The following is a 16686-nucleotide window of genomic DNA, read 5'->3' on the forward strand; positions in this document are numbered from 1 at the left end:
AAGGTACACAACAATAGCCAGCCCACTTTAGAGGGCATTACCCAAATGGATAGCAGAACCTTACGCAACCTCATGCGCATCGTGCAGACCGGCTCATTGTCGGCGGCGGCAGAGCATTCCTGTTTGACGGTGCAGGCGTTGGCCGCGCAGTTGAACAAGGTCGAAGAGCAGTTCGGTTTTCGGTTGTTTCGTCGCTCCAACAAGGGGCTGACTCTGACAACGCAGGGCACGGAGCTCACGCCCTACATGGACAAGGTATTGGTCGCCACGCGGCAACTGGAAGAGAAAGTCGCCACGCTCAAAGTGCCTGGGCAGCGCACGCTCAAAGTTGCACTTAACACCACGCTCTCGGCCGACTTCAACCGGCGCATGATCGGACGCCTCATTGAGGTGTTTCCCGACTATCAACTGGAATTCAGCTACGCCGAGTCGATGGAAAACCTCAGCAAGTTGAAGAATGAGGACTTCGACCTGGCCGTGCTGATCGGGCCGCAACAACCGGGGTTACCCAGCATCGCCCTGCCCTATGTGCAGGTGCAGGTGGTCGGCGCTCATTGCGGTCAGGAAAACGACCCGCTGGTGCTGCTCGGCAACAAGTTTCAGGTTCGGCCGGCCGACGATTGTCCGTATTCCCACAGCTTCTTGCGCTTTCTCGACGCGGGCCTTGGCAACTACGAGTCAGGCAAACGGATGATCTATTCCTGCAGCGAGACCCTGACCCTGTCATTGATCACGCAAATGGACGGCCTGGGCATGGTTTCCCGTGAGGCGGCCCTGCGTAACGGCTTGACCATTTTCCCGGGTTTCGAGGACTCCCTCGAAGTGCGGCTCGCGATCAATAACCCAGAGTTGTCGGGCCAGGCCCTGAATGACGTGGTTGCTCTGCCGCTACATGAACGATCCGAGCGCGATGTACGCAACCGTTCCCACCGCTACGCTGAGAAAGAGGTTTTTGCTGAAATACGCACATAACAACGTCGGAATGGCTGCATAGAATTCCGGGCGATCGAGCTGCACATGCTGATCCTTGATCAACAGGGGCGTAAGGCTGATTGCAGCGACGATCGCCACCGGCAGAAACTCCAGCGCCCGGGCGACCAGGGGTGGCCAATGATCAGTGTTCACCTGCAGTGGCAACGCACGCGGCAGGAAGGTCACGGCCATCATCAGTGCGACGACCAGGATCAGGAACGTTTGGTCAGGCATACACCCACCCCGCAGCCCACGAATGTGGCGATGAAGACGTTGAAGGGTGAGTTGCCGATCAGGCTCAGAACACCCATGCAGGCAACCGCTGCCAGTGCGGCGATCAATTTTTTACGGGTGTTGCAGAGTGATACCAACACGTAGAGCATCATCGCCGTCAGCGCATAGTCGAGCTGGTACTTGATCAGGTGCGCTGCGTACTGGGCGCAAATCGCCCCCAGCAAACCGCCGATCACCCACGACGTATGGCAATACAGATTGAAGCCGATCAGGTAACGCACATTGACCGGTGCACCCTTGCCCAGTTTGACGCTGTGGAAAGCGAACGACTCATCGGTCAGCCCGCCGGCATAACACCAGCGCTCAAGGCGACTGAGCCCCAGCGCTTGCAGGGCCTTGGCCATGTAGACCGACATCAGCATATGCCGAGCATTGATCAGAAACGTGGTGAGGATGATGGTGGTCAGCGACGCACCACTGGAGATCAGCGCCAGAGCGGCGAACTGCGAGGCACCGGCGTAGACGAACAGGCACATCGCGACCGGCAGCCACACGGGCAACCCGGCATTGACGGCCATCAAACCAAACACAAACGACACCGTGAAGTAACCCGCCACTACCGGGCTGGCTTCAGCAAAGGTGCGCGAGGGCAGGGGCTCGACCATCAGCGGCTGGCTGCTGGACGTCTCATTCATAGGTCCCTCTCAAAGGTAGTTTCGCCGCGCGGCTCACAAAAGCCCTGGGCACTCCAAAAGCGTTTGCCGGCCAGATTAGCATCGTCGACGAACAGGAACATCCGCAGTACACCCACCCGTTTCATGTCTGCCGATGCCGCTTCCACCAGGCGTTGACCGACGCCCTGGCTGCGATACAACGGGCTCACCGCCAGGTGATTGATGGTGCCACGGCTGCCGAGCATGCCGCCCAACACCGCGCCGACCACTTCGCCACGGACATCGAGCGCGAGGAACGCGGTGGTGGTTTGCTGCACCAACACACCGCGCAGGCATTTGGCGTCCTGCCATTCACAGAACGACACTTCTTCGAATTGCCGAAAGAAGCGCTCCAGGCGTTGGGCGTCCTTGGCCGTCGCGCGCTGCAGCATCACTGGTGCAGAACACTCGGCGATGTTCATCATCGGGTCTAGCTGTTCAGCGAACAATGTCGAAAGCGGTCCCGGGCCGCGAGAAGGAAATGGCCAGAATCTGCCGATAGGCCATTTCGTGGGCATGGGTGTTGCGTGCCGGTGTCACGTAGTGACGCATGTCGCGATCGAGGAAGTAGGTGGTGTCGAGGATGTCCAGATAGGTCGTCGCCGCCAGCTGTTCCTCTTGGGCCGAATACAAACGGCTCTCCGCCCCCTCCACGTTGTTACGGCCCCAGAAATGCACACCGCTGAACGGATAACCGTCGCAATGAATCCCTTCCGGGGTGATTTCCAGTTGCTTGCCCGGCTTGATCTCGATGCGGATCTGATGGATCTGGCATTGCCAGATTTCGTCGTGCAACTCCGGCGGCAATACGTGTTTGTACACCTCGAAATCCGCATCGATGAGGCTGCGCATCACCGGCGAATTAATAACCTCATTGGAGAAGTCCTGAAAGTGCCGCTCCAGTCCGCCGACGTAGCTGTTGTTGGCCTTCGATTGTACGTAGGCGCGGTGCTCCAACTGCTTCAAATCGCGGGTGACCGGGTTGTATTCGAAATCGCTGTAACGACGGAAACGCATGCCCGCATCGGCCTGGCCGTAATAACTGTCCGGCTCCATGCTTTCCCAACTTTTGGTCAATCTGACGAAGTCGGAAAAATGACCGAAGAGATTGAAGTCGGCTCCCTGGACATTGACATACTTGTCGCGTCGTAGCGATTCGCCAACTTCTCTGTTCAAAACGATCATTACTAGGCCTCCGCTGCATTTAGCGGCCTAATCTAGTAGGCGCAGGATTGGCGGCCCATGAGAAAGAATTTCAGGCATATCAAGCGTTGCTTGAAACGCAGTATAAAATTGCTTCAATTCGACTTTTTACGATCGAAAACAGCCCTTTTCAGTGTTTTTCTACGGTCATGAGGCGAAAAAAATCCGAGCCTGTCGGTTTTTTTATCGAGTCTGAACAACTCAGCCGATCTTCAGAAGATGTTGATCGGGCCACTTTGCACGACGTACTTGAACGGGTAAACAGGCGAGAAACGTCTAAGAAATCACCTGTCAGCGATAGCCAATTGCACAGTGTGGCTGTCGACGAATTGTTCAAAATGCGTGACTTTTCCGTTGGCCAGAGTCCACAAATGAGCGACTCGGGCGTTCATCGCGCGGCCAGTGGTTTTGTAGACGCCGCTGTAATTGCCGTAGGCAAATACCTTGTCGCCCTGTGCGACGTAATTCTCGACCTTGAACTGAAAACCTTCCCACTCGGTGGCCAAACGCTTGAAGACGTTTTCGACGATAGCGTCGAAACCGACGTAGGTCCCGGCGTACGGAAATCCCGCCGCTTCGGTCCACTGGGCCTCATCGGCCAGCGCCGCGGCAGTGTTGCGCGCGTTCTCCTGGGAGTTGGCGCCTTCGTAGGTACTTTTGATCAGGCTCAGGTTATCCATGGTGACTCCAGGTGAGTTCAATGGGCGCAGCCGTCGAGGCCACAGACTTGAAACGCGGATGAAGACTCTTTTACCGCAAGCGACTGGCTCAACCATTGGACGAAGGCTTGCGGCTTGCCGAGCCAGGGACCGATATCGATCAGGGTGAACTGGCCATCCTGTTCCAGTGCAAAGGTCGGGAAACCCTGACCGCCGACGTTGGCCAAGAGTGTACGGCTGTCCTTGATATGGCGATCCGTGTCGGCTTTATTGAACGCCTGTTGGAAGGCCTCAAGTTCAAGACCTGTTTGTATGGCGAGTTCCAGCAGAACGGCTTCGTCAGCGATGCGTCGACCCTCCATGTAATGAGCCGTCTGCAAACGCCCCAGCAACTCCAGGCCGCGTCCAGCGATCTGCTCGGCCGCCAGCACAGCGGCAATCGGCGGCGTGGAATCGAACACCGCCGTCGAATCACGCAGCAACCCCTCAAAATACGCCTCGCCAAACGGCTGGCCGGTGTACTCGGCGATCCGTCGGTCATGGGGCATCACGTAGTTACGCAGCTGTGGCGAAACGCTCTGGCGGTTGGCACCGGTCATCATGCCGCCACCGTGGGCGATTACCGGCAACACGGCTTGGGCAGCCTGCACCAATGGTTTGGCGCCGTAGCACCAGCCGCATAACGGGTCGTAAATGTAGTGAAGGATCATAGGAAGGCTCCGGCAAAAAGGTAGGAAAACTCAATGCCGGCAGATTAATCCCCAGACTGTTTCGGAAAAACGCTGGAATGGCTTTCAGTCTGTTTCATGAATCGGTCGAATACTTTTGGTGTTCCTCCAGGTTATGGCCGACATGACCGGAACCTATATCTTCTAAACAATGCAAAACCTTGTGGGAGCGAGCCTGCTCGCGATGAGGCCATTACATTCAACATATTCGTTGATTGTAAGATCGCCATCGCGAGCAGGCTCGCTCCCACAGTTGATTTTCAGTGATTACAAAAAATCCTTCGCCCATAAAAAAGCGCCGCCTTCCCGGCAGCGCTTTTATCAATCCGTTGTTTTTCTTCTTATCCTTCCATCACATCCCACAATGCTTCCAGTTCCGCCTCGCTGAATAAACCAGCGGGGTAGCGCTCGATCATCATCCGGCGCGGATCAGGTTCTCTGATCTGACGCGTTCCATTGGACTTCAACCACTGCGCCAGGACCTGGAGCGATTCGCTGTTAACTGCCAGGGGATGCAGTGCCCGCTCGCTCACGACATTCATTTCGGCGTTCATCTCAGCGCTCTCTCCTGGTTTGTGAGCGGCTAACTTATCCAAGGTTTATGACAGAACATCGAAGTTCTCTCCCTCCCCGTCTTGCGCCATCGAAGATACAAGAGCTGTGCCAATGTTTTCGAAGTGTCGACAAGTGGATACAAAAAAGCCCGCAGTCCTGATGGGCTGCGGGCTTCGCGCGAAACGACGAGGCAAAATCGTTGCTAAATCGATTTTTCAATCAACTCAATCTGTTACGACCTCACTCACTCCTTGTGCGGAGCGGGCTGTTGTTGGGTAAGACAATGGATGTTACCGCCCCCAAGTAACAGTTCGCGACCTGGCACCATGACCACTTCGTGCTGCGGGAACAAGCTCTGCAAAATCTCTTTGGCCGGGCCGTCCAGCGGGTCGTCGAAGCTCGGCGCGATGATGCCGCCGTTGACGATCAGGAAGTTCACATAAGAGCCGGCCAGACGAACGGTTGGATTGCGCTCCTGAGTGCCGTCTACCGGATCCACGCCAGCGCACTCGTCTTCGGTCGCGTACAGCGGCCCCGGAATCGGCATTTTGTGCACCGTGAATGGGCGCCCCTTGGCATCGGTGCTGTTTTGCAGCACGTTCATTGCCGCCTGGCAGCGCGGGTAGTTCGGGTCCTGCGGGTCATCGGTCCAGGCCAACAGCACTTCACCGGGACGCACATAGCAGCAGAAGTTATCCACATGGCCGTCGGTTTCGTCGTTGAACAGACCGTCCGGCAGCCAGATGATTTTATCCACAGCCAGATTTGCGCTGAGCACCGCTTCGATTTGCGCACGGTTCATGTGCGGGTTGCGATTGCGGTTGAGCAGGCATTCTACGGTAGTGATCAGGGTGCCTTCGCCGTCGACGTGGATCGAACCGCCCTCAAGCACGAAGCCCTCGGTGCGGTAGCGCGGGCTGCGTTCGATTTCGAGGATCTTGCCCGCCACCTGCGAGTCACGGTTCCACGGCGAATACAGACCACCGTCGAAACCGCCCCAGGCATTGAAGTCCCAATCCACGCCACGGACTTCGCCGCGGTTGTTGATGACGAACGTCGGGCCGGTATCCCGAACCCAGGCGTCATCGCTGGACATCTCAACCACACGAATATTCGGCACATCGAGACGGGCACGGGCGTTTTCGTACTGGCCAGCGGAAACCGCCACGGTCACCGGTTCGAATCGGGCGATGGCCTTGGCCACCGCCACGTGGGCGGCCTGCGCCGGCTTGCCGCCCAGGCGCCAGTTGTCCGGACGCTCGGGCCAGACCATCCAGGTCTGGGTCTGTGGTGCCCATTCGGCTGGCATGTAAAAGCCGTCGGTGCGAGGGGTGCTGTTCAAAGTGGTCATGGTTCAGGACTCCAGGGAACCGTCGAGGGTTTTGATCGCGCCATACAGGTTCGGACGACGGTCACGGAACGAGCCCCAGGCGCTGCGGATGTGTTCCAGCTCATCGAGGTCGAAACTGTGAACCAGAATGCCTTCTTCGGTTTCGTTCAGCTCTTGGACTTTCTCGCCAAACTGGTTGGCGATGAACGACGAGCCGTAAAAGGTAATGTCGTAGCCGTCCTGCTCTTCGTTACCGATGCGGTTGCTGGCGATCAGCGGCATCAGGTTGGCGCCGGCATGGCCTTGTTGCACGCGCTGCCAGTGGTCGCGGGACGAAATGGTCTTGTCGTGTGGCTCGCTGCCGATGGCGGTCGGGTAGAACAGGATTTCCGCGCCTTGCAGCGCCATGCTACGGGCGCACTCAGGGAACCACTGATCCCAGCAGATGCCCACGCCGATTTTCGCGTAACGGGTGTTCCAGACTTTAAAGCCGGTATCGCCCGGGTTGAAGTAATACTTTTCGTGGTAGCCAGGGCCATCCGGGATGTGGCTTTTACGATAAATCCCGAGGTTGCTGCCGTCGGCATCGATGATCGCAATGCTGTTGAAACGCGCGCGGCCGGCCAGTTCGTAGAAGCTGATCGGCAAAACGACCTGCAGTTCTTTGGCGACTTTCTGGAAGTGCTTGATGGCGATGTTGTCTTCGACCGACGTGGCCAGTTGCAGGTAATCCGGGTTCGGCTTCTGGCAGAAGTACGGAGCTTCGAACAGTTCCTGAATCAGGATGATTTGTGCGCCTTTCGCCGCGGCCTCACGGACCAGCTTCTCAGCGGTTTCAATGTTGGCCTCAAGGTCCCAGGAACAGGCCATCTGGGTAGCGGCGACGGTAACGGTACGGCTCATGAATCGGCTCCTGGGCGAGCGCTTGAGGGTCGAGGGTGGCATCGACCGGTGACAGAAAGAGGCAGCACCAGGCGCGGTTCATCCACACCGTGGGCAGTGGCGACTTTATAGCCGATAAAAATCGGCTTTTAAAGCGATAAATACTAAATCCATCAAATACAACTCACTTAACACGGATAATAATCGAATTTAAATGCAATCCCTGTGGGAGCGAGCTTGCTCGCGATAGCGGTGGGTCAGTCGACATCAATATTGCATGTTCGACCGCTATCGCGAGCAAGCCCGCTCCCACAGGGGTATGTGTTTACAGACCTTCCTCGAGAACCTTCGATAGCATGTCGACAAAGAAATCCACGCTCTGACGCGACGTAACCATCGGCGGTTTGATCTTGAGGATGTTCAGGTAGTCGCCCGTCGGCTGCATGAAGATCCCCAACTCACGAAGGCGATCGCACAGCGCCGTGGTTTCTTCGGTCGCCGGTTCAAGGGTTTCTCGATTGCGGATCAACTCCACGCCCAGATAGAAGCCGGAACCATGCACCGCCCCCACCAACGGATGCCGGTCGATCAACGCTTCAAGACGCTCCTTGAAATACCCGCCAACGACCTGGGCGTTTTCCCAGAGCTTTTCTTCTTCCATCACATCCAGCACCGCCATGCCGATCCGGCAACTGACCGGGCTGCCGCCAGCGGACGAGAAGAAATAACCCTCGGCCTCCAGCGCTTCGGCGATTTCCCGGCGAGTGATCACCGCGCCCAATGGTTGGCCATTACCCATGCCTTTGGCCATGGTGATGATGTCCGGTACCACGCCCTGCTCTTCGAAGCCCCAGAAAAATTTGCCCATGCGGCCGTAACCGACCTGAACCTCGTCGGCGATGCACACCCCGCCCTGCGCGCGAACCAATGCATAGACGTGCTTCAGATAGCCCGGCGGCAGCGAGATACCGCCCGCATTGCCGTACACCGGCTCACAGATAAAGCCCGCCAGCTGGCGTTTCTGCCCGGCGATTTTCGCCAGGTTGTGTTCGACACTGCGCACGTAGTCCGGCGCGCTGTCCGGGCCGCGGAATTCGCCGCGATAGGTGTTCGGCGCCGTCACCGGATGCACCCAGTCGGGACGGCTGCTCAAGGCTTGGGGGTTGTCGGCAATCGAGGTCGAGACCGCATCCGCTGCCACCGACCAGCCGTGATACGCCTCCAGCACGCTGAGCATGTCGCGACCGCCGCTGTAGGCCCAGGCCAGGCGGATCGCCAGGTCATTGGCCTCGGTGCCGCTGTTGACCAGAAATACCCGGTCCATGTTGTCCGGTGCCAGCTTCAGCAAGCGTTCGGAAAACTCGGCAATCGCCGCATAGTGAAAGCGCGAGTTGGTGTTGAGCAACGACCACTGCCGGCCAGCGACGGCGGCCATGCGTGGATGACCATGACCGAGCACCGCGACGTTGTTGAGCATGTCGAGGTAGGAGCGGCCCTGCATGTCGATCAGGTGATTGCGCCAGCCACGCTCGATACGCGGCGGGTCGACGTAATAATGTTTTTGGGAGCGAGCGAAACTCGCATCCCGGCGGGCCAGCAACGTCTGCGGGTCGAGTTCCTCTTGTGCATCGCAGGCCAGGCCGAGTAACGCGGCGGGTGAAGGACACAACGCCTGCCAGGCTGCGGCGCGCGTAGGCGTGCAAAACAACGGTGCGTCGAGCTGAGCGCTTCGACACAACTGCACGCTCAACGGCCCGCTGACCGAACCCAGCACCTGGCCTTTGACCAACGCCGCACCACTGCGCACCGAGGGGGTTACACCCCACAACCGAACGCTGAGCTCTGGGCCGTCCAGTTGCAGCAAGTTCTCCCCCTGTATATGGATGACCCCGGCAAACGGCGCTTCGACCGCCGTGCCGTCAGGCACTTGCAACGCAACGTGCAGCGGGAAAGTGTCCGGTTCGCTGGCGCTGTCCGGTCGGGTTTGGGACAGACGATACTGGCCATATCGACTGGCCGCCAGACCGTGAGCGGCGGCGGCTTCCGTCAACAGGCGCAGATCGATCCCTTGCTGCTCCCAGTTACCCGCCTCGAAATGCGGACTGAGCACGCCCAAATCGATCAACGCAAATTCACGCCCCACCAGGCTCGGCAGTAAGGGCGCGAAGCCTTCACTGTCGATGCCCGGCAGGCTTTGACCGACCGTGGAAAGAATCGCCGCCTCCATCAACGCCAACGGCACCGATGTGGCAACGCGGAAAATCTCCCACTCATGGGTCAGGTTGTCGCGACTGTACTCATTGCCCGGATCGATGCTGACCTGCTGTTCGCCACTGAGCACCAACACCGCCGAGCGCGCAACGATCAGCGGCCAGAGCGCCAGCAACTCTTCATGCTGCAACGGATTGACCGCGTGATAAGCCCGAACCGCCGGCAAAATGTAGAACGGATCGCCATCGGCATGGTGCAGCAGCGCGGCACAGGTCACCGACAGATCGGTGATCCGCCAGGTTCGGACCAGATCGCCGAAATCGATCACCCCCTGCAATTGCCATTGGCGTTGCGCATCACGCTGCCAGACCACGTTGTCGTCGGTGACGTCCATGTGAATTGCCTGCACCGGCAGCTTATTCACCAAAGGCTGCAAATGGCGCTCGGCCTGTTCAGCCTTCTCAGCCATCCGTTTTCGTTGCTGGTCGTCCTTGATCACCGGCAGCAAATGCGCAATCAACGCGTTGGCGTGGCGAGCGTCCCACTGAAGGGTGCGCTCAAGGCCCGGATGATCGAAACCGGTCAGCGCCAGGTCCATTTCGCCGCAAAGCCGACCGAAACCGGCAACCACTGAATGGCTTAGATGATCGAGGTGCGTCAGCGATTGTCCATCGATGTAATCGAGCAGGCGTACATGCACCGCTTGACCGTCGACCTCAAGGGAGAGCAGGTCTGCGCCATTTTTGGCAGAAATCACTCGAGGCACCGGCACGCCGGAATGTTCAGCCAGATGCTTGAGCCCTGCGTGCTGAGCTTGCAGCTCCAGCGCCGAATAATCGCCACGGCAGATTTTCAGGACAAAACGCCCCTGATCACTGTCGACCCGATAGTTGAGATCCTGCTGGCTGCCCAAGGCCTGTAGCCGCCCGCTCAGCCCGTAATGCTCTTCCAGCAGCTCAAGTGCTTGCGCCGCAGACACCTGCGGGCTTGGCAGACTGGCGCGATGAATCAACGTGGCGAGCGGCATACAACGACCCCTGAAATTTTATTAGGCACTTATATCGCCACTGCTTGGGGCGATACGCAACCCCCTTCCTGGTTGGCGTGAATCAAATGCCCGCGCAACTCTCTTCACCGCACCACTCGCGCCAGCCGTCACTTTGCGTAAGAATGTCGGCCATTAACGCCTATTGCTGGAGAAACACTATGAATGTAGTCACCACCGACCTCCCCGGTGTTCTGATCATCGAACCCAAGGTATTTGGTGACGAGCGCGGCTTCTTCTATGAGAGCTTCAACGCCAAGGCTTTCGAAGAAGCAACCGGCCTGAACACCCAGTTCGTTCAGGACAACCATTCCCGCTCGCAAAAAGGCGTACTGCGCGGTTTGCACTACCAGCTGGAAAACACTCAGGGCAAACTGGTCCGCGTCACCGCCGGTGAAGTGCTGGACGTGGCAGTGGACATCCGCCGCAGCTCGCCGCATTTCGGCAAATGGGTCGCGGTGCGCCTGTCCGCCGACAACCATCGCCAACTCTGGGTGCCGGAAGGTTTTGCCCATGGTTTCGTGGTACTGAGTGATTTCGCCGAGTTCCTCTACAAAACCACCGACTACTACACCCCGTCGGCCGAGCGCAGCATTCGCTGGGACGACCCGGACCTGGGTATCGACTGGCAGCTGGACGAAGCACCGCAGTTGTCCGCCAAGGACCAGGCCGCCGCGTTCTTGAAGGACGCTGAAGTCTTTTCCTGAATTCCTGTCTGAATTTTCACCGCCAGCGCGCACTTGATCCAAGGTGCGCAGACTGCGCCCGCAAGCCTAGGCATAATGCGTCTATATCCATAGGCGCTTGATGCTCATGACTCCGACCCTCCCCCGCAGACCCCGCTGGCGCAGCCTGGCGCTACTCGCGCTGTGCCTGGCACCCTTGCTGTGGCCGCTGGAGCATCTGGCCGAGCGTTACTACCGCAGCGAACTGGCCGGGCAGAACCGTCAGACCCTCGACCTCTACGTCGCCAACCTGCTGGGTACCCTGCACCGGTATGAAGTGCTGCCGCAGATTCTCAGCGAACTGCCCGCCCTGCGCGCGACATTGGCCGCACCCGACGAGGGCGTGGTTCAAGGCAATGCCAATCGCCTGCTGAAAAACATCAGTGCCCAGACCGGCGCCGAAGTCATGTACCTGATGGACACCACTGGCAAGACGCTGGCGGCCTCCAACTGGGACAAACACGACAGTTTCGTTGGCCGCAATTTCGCCTTCCGCCCTTATTTCAGTGAAGCCATGGCCGGGCGCCTTGGGCGCTTCTTCGGCCTGGGCACCACCTCGGCCAAGCGCGGTTACTTCTTCGCCGCGGCGGTACGTGACCGCGAAAAAATCATCGGCGTGCTGGTGGTCAAGGTCGACCTCGACCACACCGAAAGCCTCTGGGGCAAAACCCCTGAACAACTGTTGGTCACCGACCACAACGGCGTGGTCATCCTCACGTCGCGGCCAGAGTGGCGTTTCCGTTCTACCCGTCCATTGAACGACGAAGAGCGTGAGGCCATCACCGCGGTTCAACCCTACCCGACCCGCGATCCCAAGCCATTGAATCTCGACCCCAATGCCTGGCTGACCCAAACCCGGCAGATCGAAGAAACCGGCTGGAGCGTCAGTATCCTTGCGCCGCGCACGCTGATCGACCGCCCGGTACGCACGGTCCTGGCCATCGGCGGTGCAACGCTGTTGGTATTAATGCTGCTGCTCGGCCTGATGATGCAGCGTCGACGCCATTACCTGGACCGGATCGCCTTCGAAGGTAAAGCCCGCCAGGAACTGGAAGGCCGGGTCGCCGAACGGACCAGCGACCTCGAGGGCCTCAACCGTCGATTGAAACAGGAAGTGCTGGAGCGCGAACACGCCCAGCAGGAACTGGTACGCGCCCAGGATGACCTGGTGCAAGCCGGCAAGCTCTCGGCGCTGGGGACGATGTCGGCGAGCATTAGCCATGAACTCAACCAACCGCTGGCGGCAATCCGCAGCTACGCGGAAAACGCCGAAGTGCTGCTCGACCATCAGCGCACCGAGGATGCTCGCGGCAACCTCAAGCTGATCAGCGAATTGACCGGGCGCATGGCCTCGATCATCGCCCACCTGCGCGCCTTTGCCCGGCGTGATCGCCACGCCCCGGAAAGCGTGGCCCTGCAACCGGCACTGGACGACGCGCTGGCGTTACTGGCCAAGCGTCGGCGCAGCATGGAAGTCGAACTGATCCGTGACCTGCCGGCCGCCACCCTGTGGGTCGAAGCCGGGGAAACCCGCTTGCGCCAGGTACTCGGCAATCTGCTGGCCAATGCCCTCGATGCCCTGACGGAAAAAGGCCCGCCGCGTAAACTCTGGTTGAGTGCCGAGTCCACCGCCAACGGCGTCAACCTGTACATTCGCGACAACGGCCCCGGGTTCTGCCTGGAAGCGCTGGGTCGTGCCGGTGAGCCCTTCTACACCACCAAGACCCGCACTCAGGGGCTTGGGCTGGGGCTGGCGATCTGCGACACCCTGATGCGCGCCTTCGGCGGTGAACTGTCGTTCTCCAACCACAAGGAAGGCGGCGCCCTGATTACCCTGAAGTTGCGCGCAGGCGCACCGGGCGTGAGCCTGCAACCGTCCGAGGACCGAAGTGCATGACCATCGACAACCGCATCCAGGTCGTGTTGATCGACGACGATCCCCATCTACGCCAAGCATTGAGCCAGACCCTGGACCTGGCCGGCCTGAAGATCCTGCCGCTCGCTGAAGCCAAGGGCCTGGCCGGGCAACTGGAACGCGACTGGCCGGGCGTGGTGGTCAGCGACATCCGCATGCCGGGCATGGACGGTATCGAACTGCTGACCGAACTCCACGCCCAGGACCCGGAACTGCCCGTGCTGCTGATCACCGGCCACGGCGACGTACCGCTGGCGGTACAAGCCATGCGCGCCGGGGCTTATGACTTTCTGGAAAAACCTTTCGCCAGCGACGCCTTGCTCGACAGCGTGCGCCGTGCCCTGGCCCTGCGCCGGCTAGTGCTGGACAACCGCAGCCTGCGCCTGGCCCTGAGCGACCGCAACGAGCTGAGCGCTCGACTGGTCGGACAATCGGCGCCGATGCTGCGCCTGCGTGAGCAGATCGGTGCACTGGCGGCGACCAAGGCCGATGTGCTGATCCTCGGCGAAACCGGTGCGGGCAAAGAAGTGGTGGCCCGCGCGCTGCACGACCTGTCGAGTCGGCGTAACGGCCCGTTCGTGGCAATCAACGCCGGGGCCCTGGCCGAGTCGGTGGTGGAAAGCGAGCTGTTCGGTCACGAGCCAGGCGCCTTCACCGGCGCGCAGAAACGTCGTATCGGCAAGTTCGAATTCGCCAATGGCGGAACATTGTTCCTCGATGAAATCGAAAGCATGAGCCTGGACGTGCAGGTGAAATTGCTGCGCTTGCTGCAAGAACGGGTCGTCGAGCGACTGGGCGGCAACCAACAGATCCCGCTGGATATCCGCATCATCGCCGCGACCAAGGAAGATCTGCGTCAATCCGCCGATCAGGGCCGCTTCCGCGCCGACTTGTATTACCGCCTGAACGTCGCGCCGCTACGCATTCCGCCGCTGCGCGAGCGCGGCGAAGATGCGCTGGTGCTGTTCCAGCATTTCGCCGATGAAGCCAGTGCCCGCCACGGCTTGCCGCCCCATGAATTGCAACCGGGGCACCGGGCGCTGCTGTTGCGCCATACCTGGCCAGGTAATGTGCGCGAACTGCAGAACGCCGCTGAACGTTTTGCCCTGGGCCTGGAACTGGCCCTGGACAACAGCGCGCCGGAGGGTGGCGTCGGCAGCACGATTGAAGTGGTCAGCGGCGGTTTGAGCGAGCAAGTGGAGAACTTCGAAAAGAGCCTGATTGCCGCCGAACTGGCGCGCTCCCACAGCTCCGTGCGCAGCCTCGCCGAAGCGCTTGGCATTCCGCGGAAAACCTTGCATGACAAACTGCGCAAGCATGGCCTGAACTTCGCCGACGGCGGCGCCGGTAACCCCACCGACGATGTCGATTGAGCTACCGTCAACTCATCATCTTCAAACAAGAGGCCTTTGAATGAACCGCGACTGTCGTCACCTGGAATCGATCCTCCACCACGACATCCCTCTCACGCGGGACATGGGCCTCAAGGTGCTCGACTGGCACGATCAACAACTGCGCCTGCACCTGCCGCTTGCGGCCAACGTCAATCACAAGAGCACCATGTTCGGCGGCAGCCTGTATTGCGGCGCAGTGCTGGCCGGCTGGGGCTGGCTGCATTTGCGCCTGCGCGAAGAAGGCATCGAAGACGGGCACATCGTGATTCAGGAAGGGCAGATCAACTATCCGCTGCCGGTCACCTCTGACGCGACGGCGATTTGCCTGGCGCCAAGTGCGGCCGTGTGGAGGAAGTTTCTGGCGATGTATCGACGCTATGGGCGGGCGCGGTTGACACTGCATTCGCGGATCGTGAATACCGGGAGCGAAGAGGATGCGGTGAGGTTTACCGGGCAGTACGTCCTTCACCGATGACTGATCGTTCCCACGCTCTGCGTGGGAATGCAGCCCGTGACGCTCCGCGTCACTGGACGCGGAGCGTCCCTGGAGGCATTCCCACGCAGAGCATGGGAACGATCTTAGTTGCGAGCCAAAGCCAACAACTTCTCCCGCCATACCGCCTTAGCCGGCAGCGCCAAAAAGAACTCATTCAACAACGACTCCCGCGCCGGATAACAGAACGGCTCACCATTCAAATCCAGTACCTCACCGCCCGCGCCTTCCAGCACACCTTGCGCCGCTGCGGTATCCCACTGCGAAGTCGGCGCCAACCGTGGATAACAATCCGCCGCCCCTTCCGCCAGCAGGCAAAACTTCAGCGAACTGCCGATGTTGGCCAATTGCAGCTCACCCAGGCTGTCGCTCAACCCCGCGAGTAACCGCTCCTGTTCAGGGCTCGAATGCCGACGACTGGCGACCACCGTGAAGGCTTCACCCACAGCCGGAACCTCACGAACCTGAATCGGCAACGGCTCGGCACCCTGATCGCCACGCCAGGCCCCGAACCCGGCACCGCCGACATAAAAACGCCCGTTGGTGGGCATCGACACCACGCCGAACACCACACGCCCCTGCTCGATCAGCGCAATGTTGACGGTGAACTCTTCGCTGCCGGAAATGAACTCCTTGGTCCCGTCCAACGGGTCGACCAGCCACCAGCGCTGCCAGCCGGCGCGCACGCTCTGGGGAATGTTGGCGTCCTCTTCGGACAACACCGGGATGCTCGGATCCAACGCCGTCAACCCGGCCAGAATCACATGGTGAGCGGCCATGTCGGCGGCCGTGACCGGGGAATCATCGGACTTTGCCGTCACGGCAACATTGACGCGCCAGAACGGCAGGATCGCCTCGCCTGCCTTTAAAGCCAGTTCAACGACCGGCGCCATCAACGGATGGGGAAAGTTCAACTTCATGGCAGGAATACCCCACGCTGAGTCAGCAGGTCACGGGCCAGATACAGCGCCGCCAAGGCACGGCCCTCAGTGAATCGCGGATTCTGCGCCAACGCCGACAATTCACGCAGGTTGATCTTGTCCACGCCCATCGGCTCGGGTTCGTCGCCCTCCAGGCGTTCTTCGTACAGATCGGTGGCCAGCACCACCTGAATCTTCTGGCTCATGTAGCCGGGTGACAACGACAACTCGGTCAGATGCTCCAGCTGCCCCGCGCCATACCCGGCCTCTTCCTTGAGCTCCCGCTCGGCCGCCGCCAGCACGTCTTCGCCCGGTTCGATCAAGCCTTTGGGCAGGGACAGTTCGTAGGCATCGGTGCCGCCGCAGTATTCCTCCACCAGCACCGCGTGGTCCGCGTCGAGCATCGCCACGATCATCACCGCGCCATAACCGGCGCCTTTGCCGACCAGGCGCTCGTAAGTACGTTCCACGCCGTTGGAAAAGCGCAACTTCAGCTCTTCGACACAGAATAGTCGGCTGGTGGCGACAATCTCGCGGGCGAGTACGGTGGGTTTCTGGCGCATAAGAGGCTCCTTGGCGTAAGCGGGTTACTATACCCGGCCTATCCTTAATGCTGGTCAGTTAAGCGCAATTCATGTGGGAGCGGGCTTGTGGCTAGGGGGCTTGAATGACTGGCATCAGGCCTATCCTGATTGTTTACCTCGGAT

At 59.7% G+C, this 16686-nt stretch carries 17 protein-coding genes; 5 read left to right on the top strand and 12 right to left on the bottom strand.

From position 1 onward, the window contains the following. Positions 1-45 precede the first annotated feature (45 nt). Entirely contained in the window at positions 46-972 is a 927-nt protein-coding gene (locus tag LOY38_RS28200) for a LysR family transcriptional regulator (RefSeq protein ID WP_258698019.1), read from the top strand. Here LOY38_RS28200 and LOY38_RS28205 read toward each other — a convergent pair. From LOY38_RS28205 to LOY38_RS28250, 10 genes are all read right to left on the bottom strand, one after another. After that, positions 889-1206 (bottom strand): AzlD domain-containing protein, encoded by a 318-nt coding sequence (locus LOY38_RS28205; RefSeq protein WP_258698020.1) that lies wholly within the window; start codon positions 1204-1206, stop codon positions 889-891. The genes LOY38_RS28200 and LOY38_RS28205 overlap by 84 nt on opposite strands. Further along, on the bottom strand, positions 1185-1901 hold the full coding sequence (locus LOY38_RS28210) for an AzlC family ABC transporter permease (RefSeq protein ID WP_258698021.1): 717 nt from the start codon (positions 1899-1901) through the stop codon (positions 1185-1187). The genes LOY38_RS28205 and LOY38_RS28210 overlap by 22 nt, the downstream gene beginning before the upstream one ends. Further along, entirely contained in the window at positions 1898-2311 is a 414-nt protein-coding gene (locus LOY38_RS28215) for a GNAT family N-acetyltransferase (protein WP_258700806.1), read from the bottom strand. The genes LOY38_RS28210 and LOY38_RS28215 overlap by 4 nt, the downstream gene beginning before the upstream one ends. A 46-nt stretch (positions 2312-2357) precedes the next feature. After that, entirely contained in the window at positions 2358-3104 is a 747-nt protein-coding gene (locus tag LOY38_RS28220; protein ID WP_258698022.1) for a 2OG-Fe dioxygenase family protein, read from the bottom strand. Between the two features lie 302 nt (positions 3105-3406). Then, entirely contained in the window at positions 3407-3802 is a 396-nt protein-coding gene (locus LOY38_RS28225; protein WP_258698023.1) for a nuclear transport factor 2 family protein, read from the bottom strand. Positions 3803-3819: 17 nt separating this feature from the next. After that, entirely contained in the window at positions 3820-4491 is a 672-nt protein-coding gene (locus tag LOY38_RS28230; protein ID WP_258698024.1) for a DsbA family protein, read from the bottom strand. 359 nt (positions 4492-4850) lie between these two features. Further along, positions 4851-5063: a hypothetical protein gene (locus LOY38_RS28235; RefSeq protein WP_030129326.1), complete on the bottom strand. Its 213-nt coding sequence runs from the start codon at positions 5061-5063 to the stop codon at positions 4851-4853. A 245-nt stretch (positions 5064-5308) separates the two neighbouring features. Continuing rightward, positions 5309-6415, bottom strand: coding sequence for an agmatine deiminase (aguA, locus tag LOY38_RS28240; protein WP_258698025.1), 1107 nt, complete (start codon positions 6413-6415; stop codon positions 5309-5311). 3 nt (positions 6416-6418) lie between these two features. Continuing rightward, the gene (aguB, locus tag LOY38_RS28245) at positions 6419-7297 is read right to left on the bottom strand and encodes an N-carbamoylputrescine amidase (RefSeq protein ID WP_258698026.1); all 879 of its coding nucleotides are present in this window, start codon (positions 7295-7297) and stop codon (positions 6419-6421) included. Between the two features lie 304 nt (positions 7298-7601). Continuing rightward, on the bottom strand, positions 7602-10514 hold the full coding sequence (locus LOY38_RS28250) for an aminotransferase (RefSeq protein WP_258698027.1): 2913 nt from the start codon (positions 10512-10514) through the stop codon (positions 7602-7604). 179 nt (positions 10515-10693) lie between these two features. Between LOY38_RS28250 and rfbC the strand changes: the two genes are divergently transcribed. From rfbC to LOY38_RS28270, 4 genes are all read left to right on the top strand, one after another. Then, positions 10694-11239, top strand: a complete 546-nt coding sequence (gene rfbC / locus LOY38_RS28255; RefSeq protein WP_258698028.1) for a dTDP-4-dehydrorhamnose 3,5-epimerase — start codon at positions 10694-10696, stop codon at positions 11237-11239. Positions 11240-11345: 106 nt separating this feature from the next. Further along, a complete protein-coding gene (locus tag LOY38_RS28260) occupies positions 11346-13154 on the top strand; it encodes an ATP-binding protein (RefSeq protein WP_258698029.1) in 1809 nt (602 codons plus the stop codon). Continuing rightward, positions 13151-14545, top strand: a complete 1395-nt coding sequence (locus tag LOY38_RS28265) for a sigma-54 dependent transcriptional regulator (RefSeq protein WP_258698030.1) — start codon at positions 13151-13153, stop codon at positions 14543-14545. The genes LOY38_RS28260 and LOY38_RS28265 overlap by 4 nt, the downstream gene beginning before the upstream one ends. A 40-nt stretch (positions 14546-14585) precedes the next feature. Next, on the top strand, positions 14586-15041 hold the full coding sequence (locus tag LOY38_RS28270; protein WP_258698031.1) for a thioesterase domain-containing protein: 456 nt from the start codon (positions 14586-14588) through the stop codon (positions 15039-15041). Positions 15042-15145: 104 nt separating this feature from the next. Here LOY38_RS28270 and cysQ read toward each other — a convergent pair whose 3' ends face one another. Continuing rightward, positions 15146-15979, bottom strand: a complete 834-nt coding sequence (cysQ, locus tag LOY38_RS28275) for a 3'(2'),5'-bisphosphate nucleotidase CysQ (protein ID WP_258698032.1) — start codon at positions 15977-15979, stop codon at positions 15146-15148. Next, entirely contained in the window at positions 15976-16542 is a 567-nt protein-coding gene (gene nudE / locus LOY38_RS28280; protein ID WP_258698033.1) for an ADP compounds hydrolase NudE, read from the bottom strand. The genes cysQ and nudE overlap by 4 nt, the downstream gene beginning before the upstream one ends. Between the last annotated feature and the right edge of the window lie 144 nt (positions 16543-16686).

This window comes from Pseudomonas sp. B21-015 (genome assembly GCF_024749285.1).
Taxonomy (GTDB): domain Bacteria; phylum Pseudomonadota; class Gammaproteobacteria; order Pseudomonadales; family Pseudomonadaceae; genus Aquipseudomonas.

Excerpts from the sequence above, each read along its gene's own strand:
- cysQ (WP_258698032.1), bottom strand. The coding sequence starts at position 15,979 with ATGAAGTTGAACTTTCCCCATCCGTTGATGGCGCCGGTCGTTGAACTG.
- LOY38_RS28220 (WP_258698022.1), bottom strand. The coding sequence starts at position 3,104 with ATGATCGTTTTGAACAGAGAAGTTGGCGAATCGCTACGACGCGACAAG.
- nudE (WP_258698033.1), bottom strand. The coding sequence starts at position 16,542 with ATGCGCCAGAAACCCACCGTACTCGCCCGCGAGATTGTCGCCACCAGC.
- LOY38_RS28235 (WP_030129326.1), bottom strand. The coding sequence starts at position 5,063 with ATGAACGCCGAAATGAATGTCGTGAGCGAGCGGGCACTGCATCCCCTG.
- rfbC (WP_258698028.1), top strand. The coding sequence starts at position 10,694 with ATGAATGTAGTCACCACCGACCTCCCCGGTGTTCTGATCATCGAACCC.
- LOY38_RS28270 (WP_258698031.1), top strand. The coding sequence starts at position 14,586 with ATGAACCGCGACTGTCGTCACCTGGAATCGATCCTCCACCACGACATC.
- LOY38_RS28230 (WP_258698024.1), bottom strand. The coding sequence starts at position 4,491 with ATGATCCTTCACTACATTTACGACCCGTTATGCGGCTGGTGCTACGGC.
- aguB (WP_258698026.1), bottom strand. The coding sequence starts at position 7,297 with ATGAGCCGTACCGTTACCGTCGCCGCTACCCAGATGGCCTGTTCCTGG.
- LOY38_RS28210 (WP_258698021.1), bottom strand. The coding sequence starts at position 1,901 with ATGAATGAGACGTCCAGCAGCCAGCCGCTGATGGTCGAGCCCCTGCCC.
- LOY38_RS28265 (WP_258698030.1), top strand. The coding sequence starts at position 13,151 with ATGACCATCGACAACCGCATCCAGGTCGTGTTGATCGACGACGATCCC.
- LOY38_RS28260 (WP_258698029.1), top strand. The coding sequence starts at position 11,346 with ATGACTCCGACCCTCCCCCGCAGACCCCGCTGGCGCAGCCTGGCGCTA.
- LOY38_RS28200 (WP_258698019.1), top strand. The coding sequence starts at position 46 with ATGGATAGCAGAACCTTACGCAACCTCATGCGCATCGTGCAGACCGGC.
- aguA (WP_258698025.1), bottom strand. The coding sequence starts at position 6,415 with ATGACCACTTTGAACAGCACCCCTCGCACCGACGGCTTTTACATGCCA.
- LOY38_RS28250 (WP_258698027.1), bottom strand. The coding sequence starts at position 10,514 with ATGCCGCTCGCCACGTTGATTCATCGCGCCAGTCTGCCAAGCCCGCAG.
- LOY38_RS28205 (WP_258698020.1), bottom strand. The coding sequence starts at position 1,206 with ATGCCTGACCAAACGTTCCTGATCCTGGTCGTCGCACTGATGATGGCC.
- LOY38_RS28225 (WP_258698023.1), bottom strand. The coding sequence starts at position 3,802 with ATGGATAACCTGAGCCTGATCAAAAGTACCTACGAAGGCGCCAACTCC.
- LOY38_RS28215 (WP_258700806.1), bottom strand. The coding sequence starts at position 2,311 with ATGCTGCAGCGCGCGACGGCCAAGGACGCCCAACGCCTGGAGCGCTTC.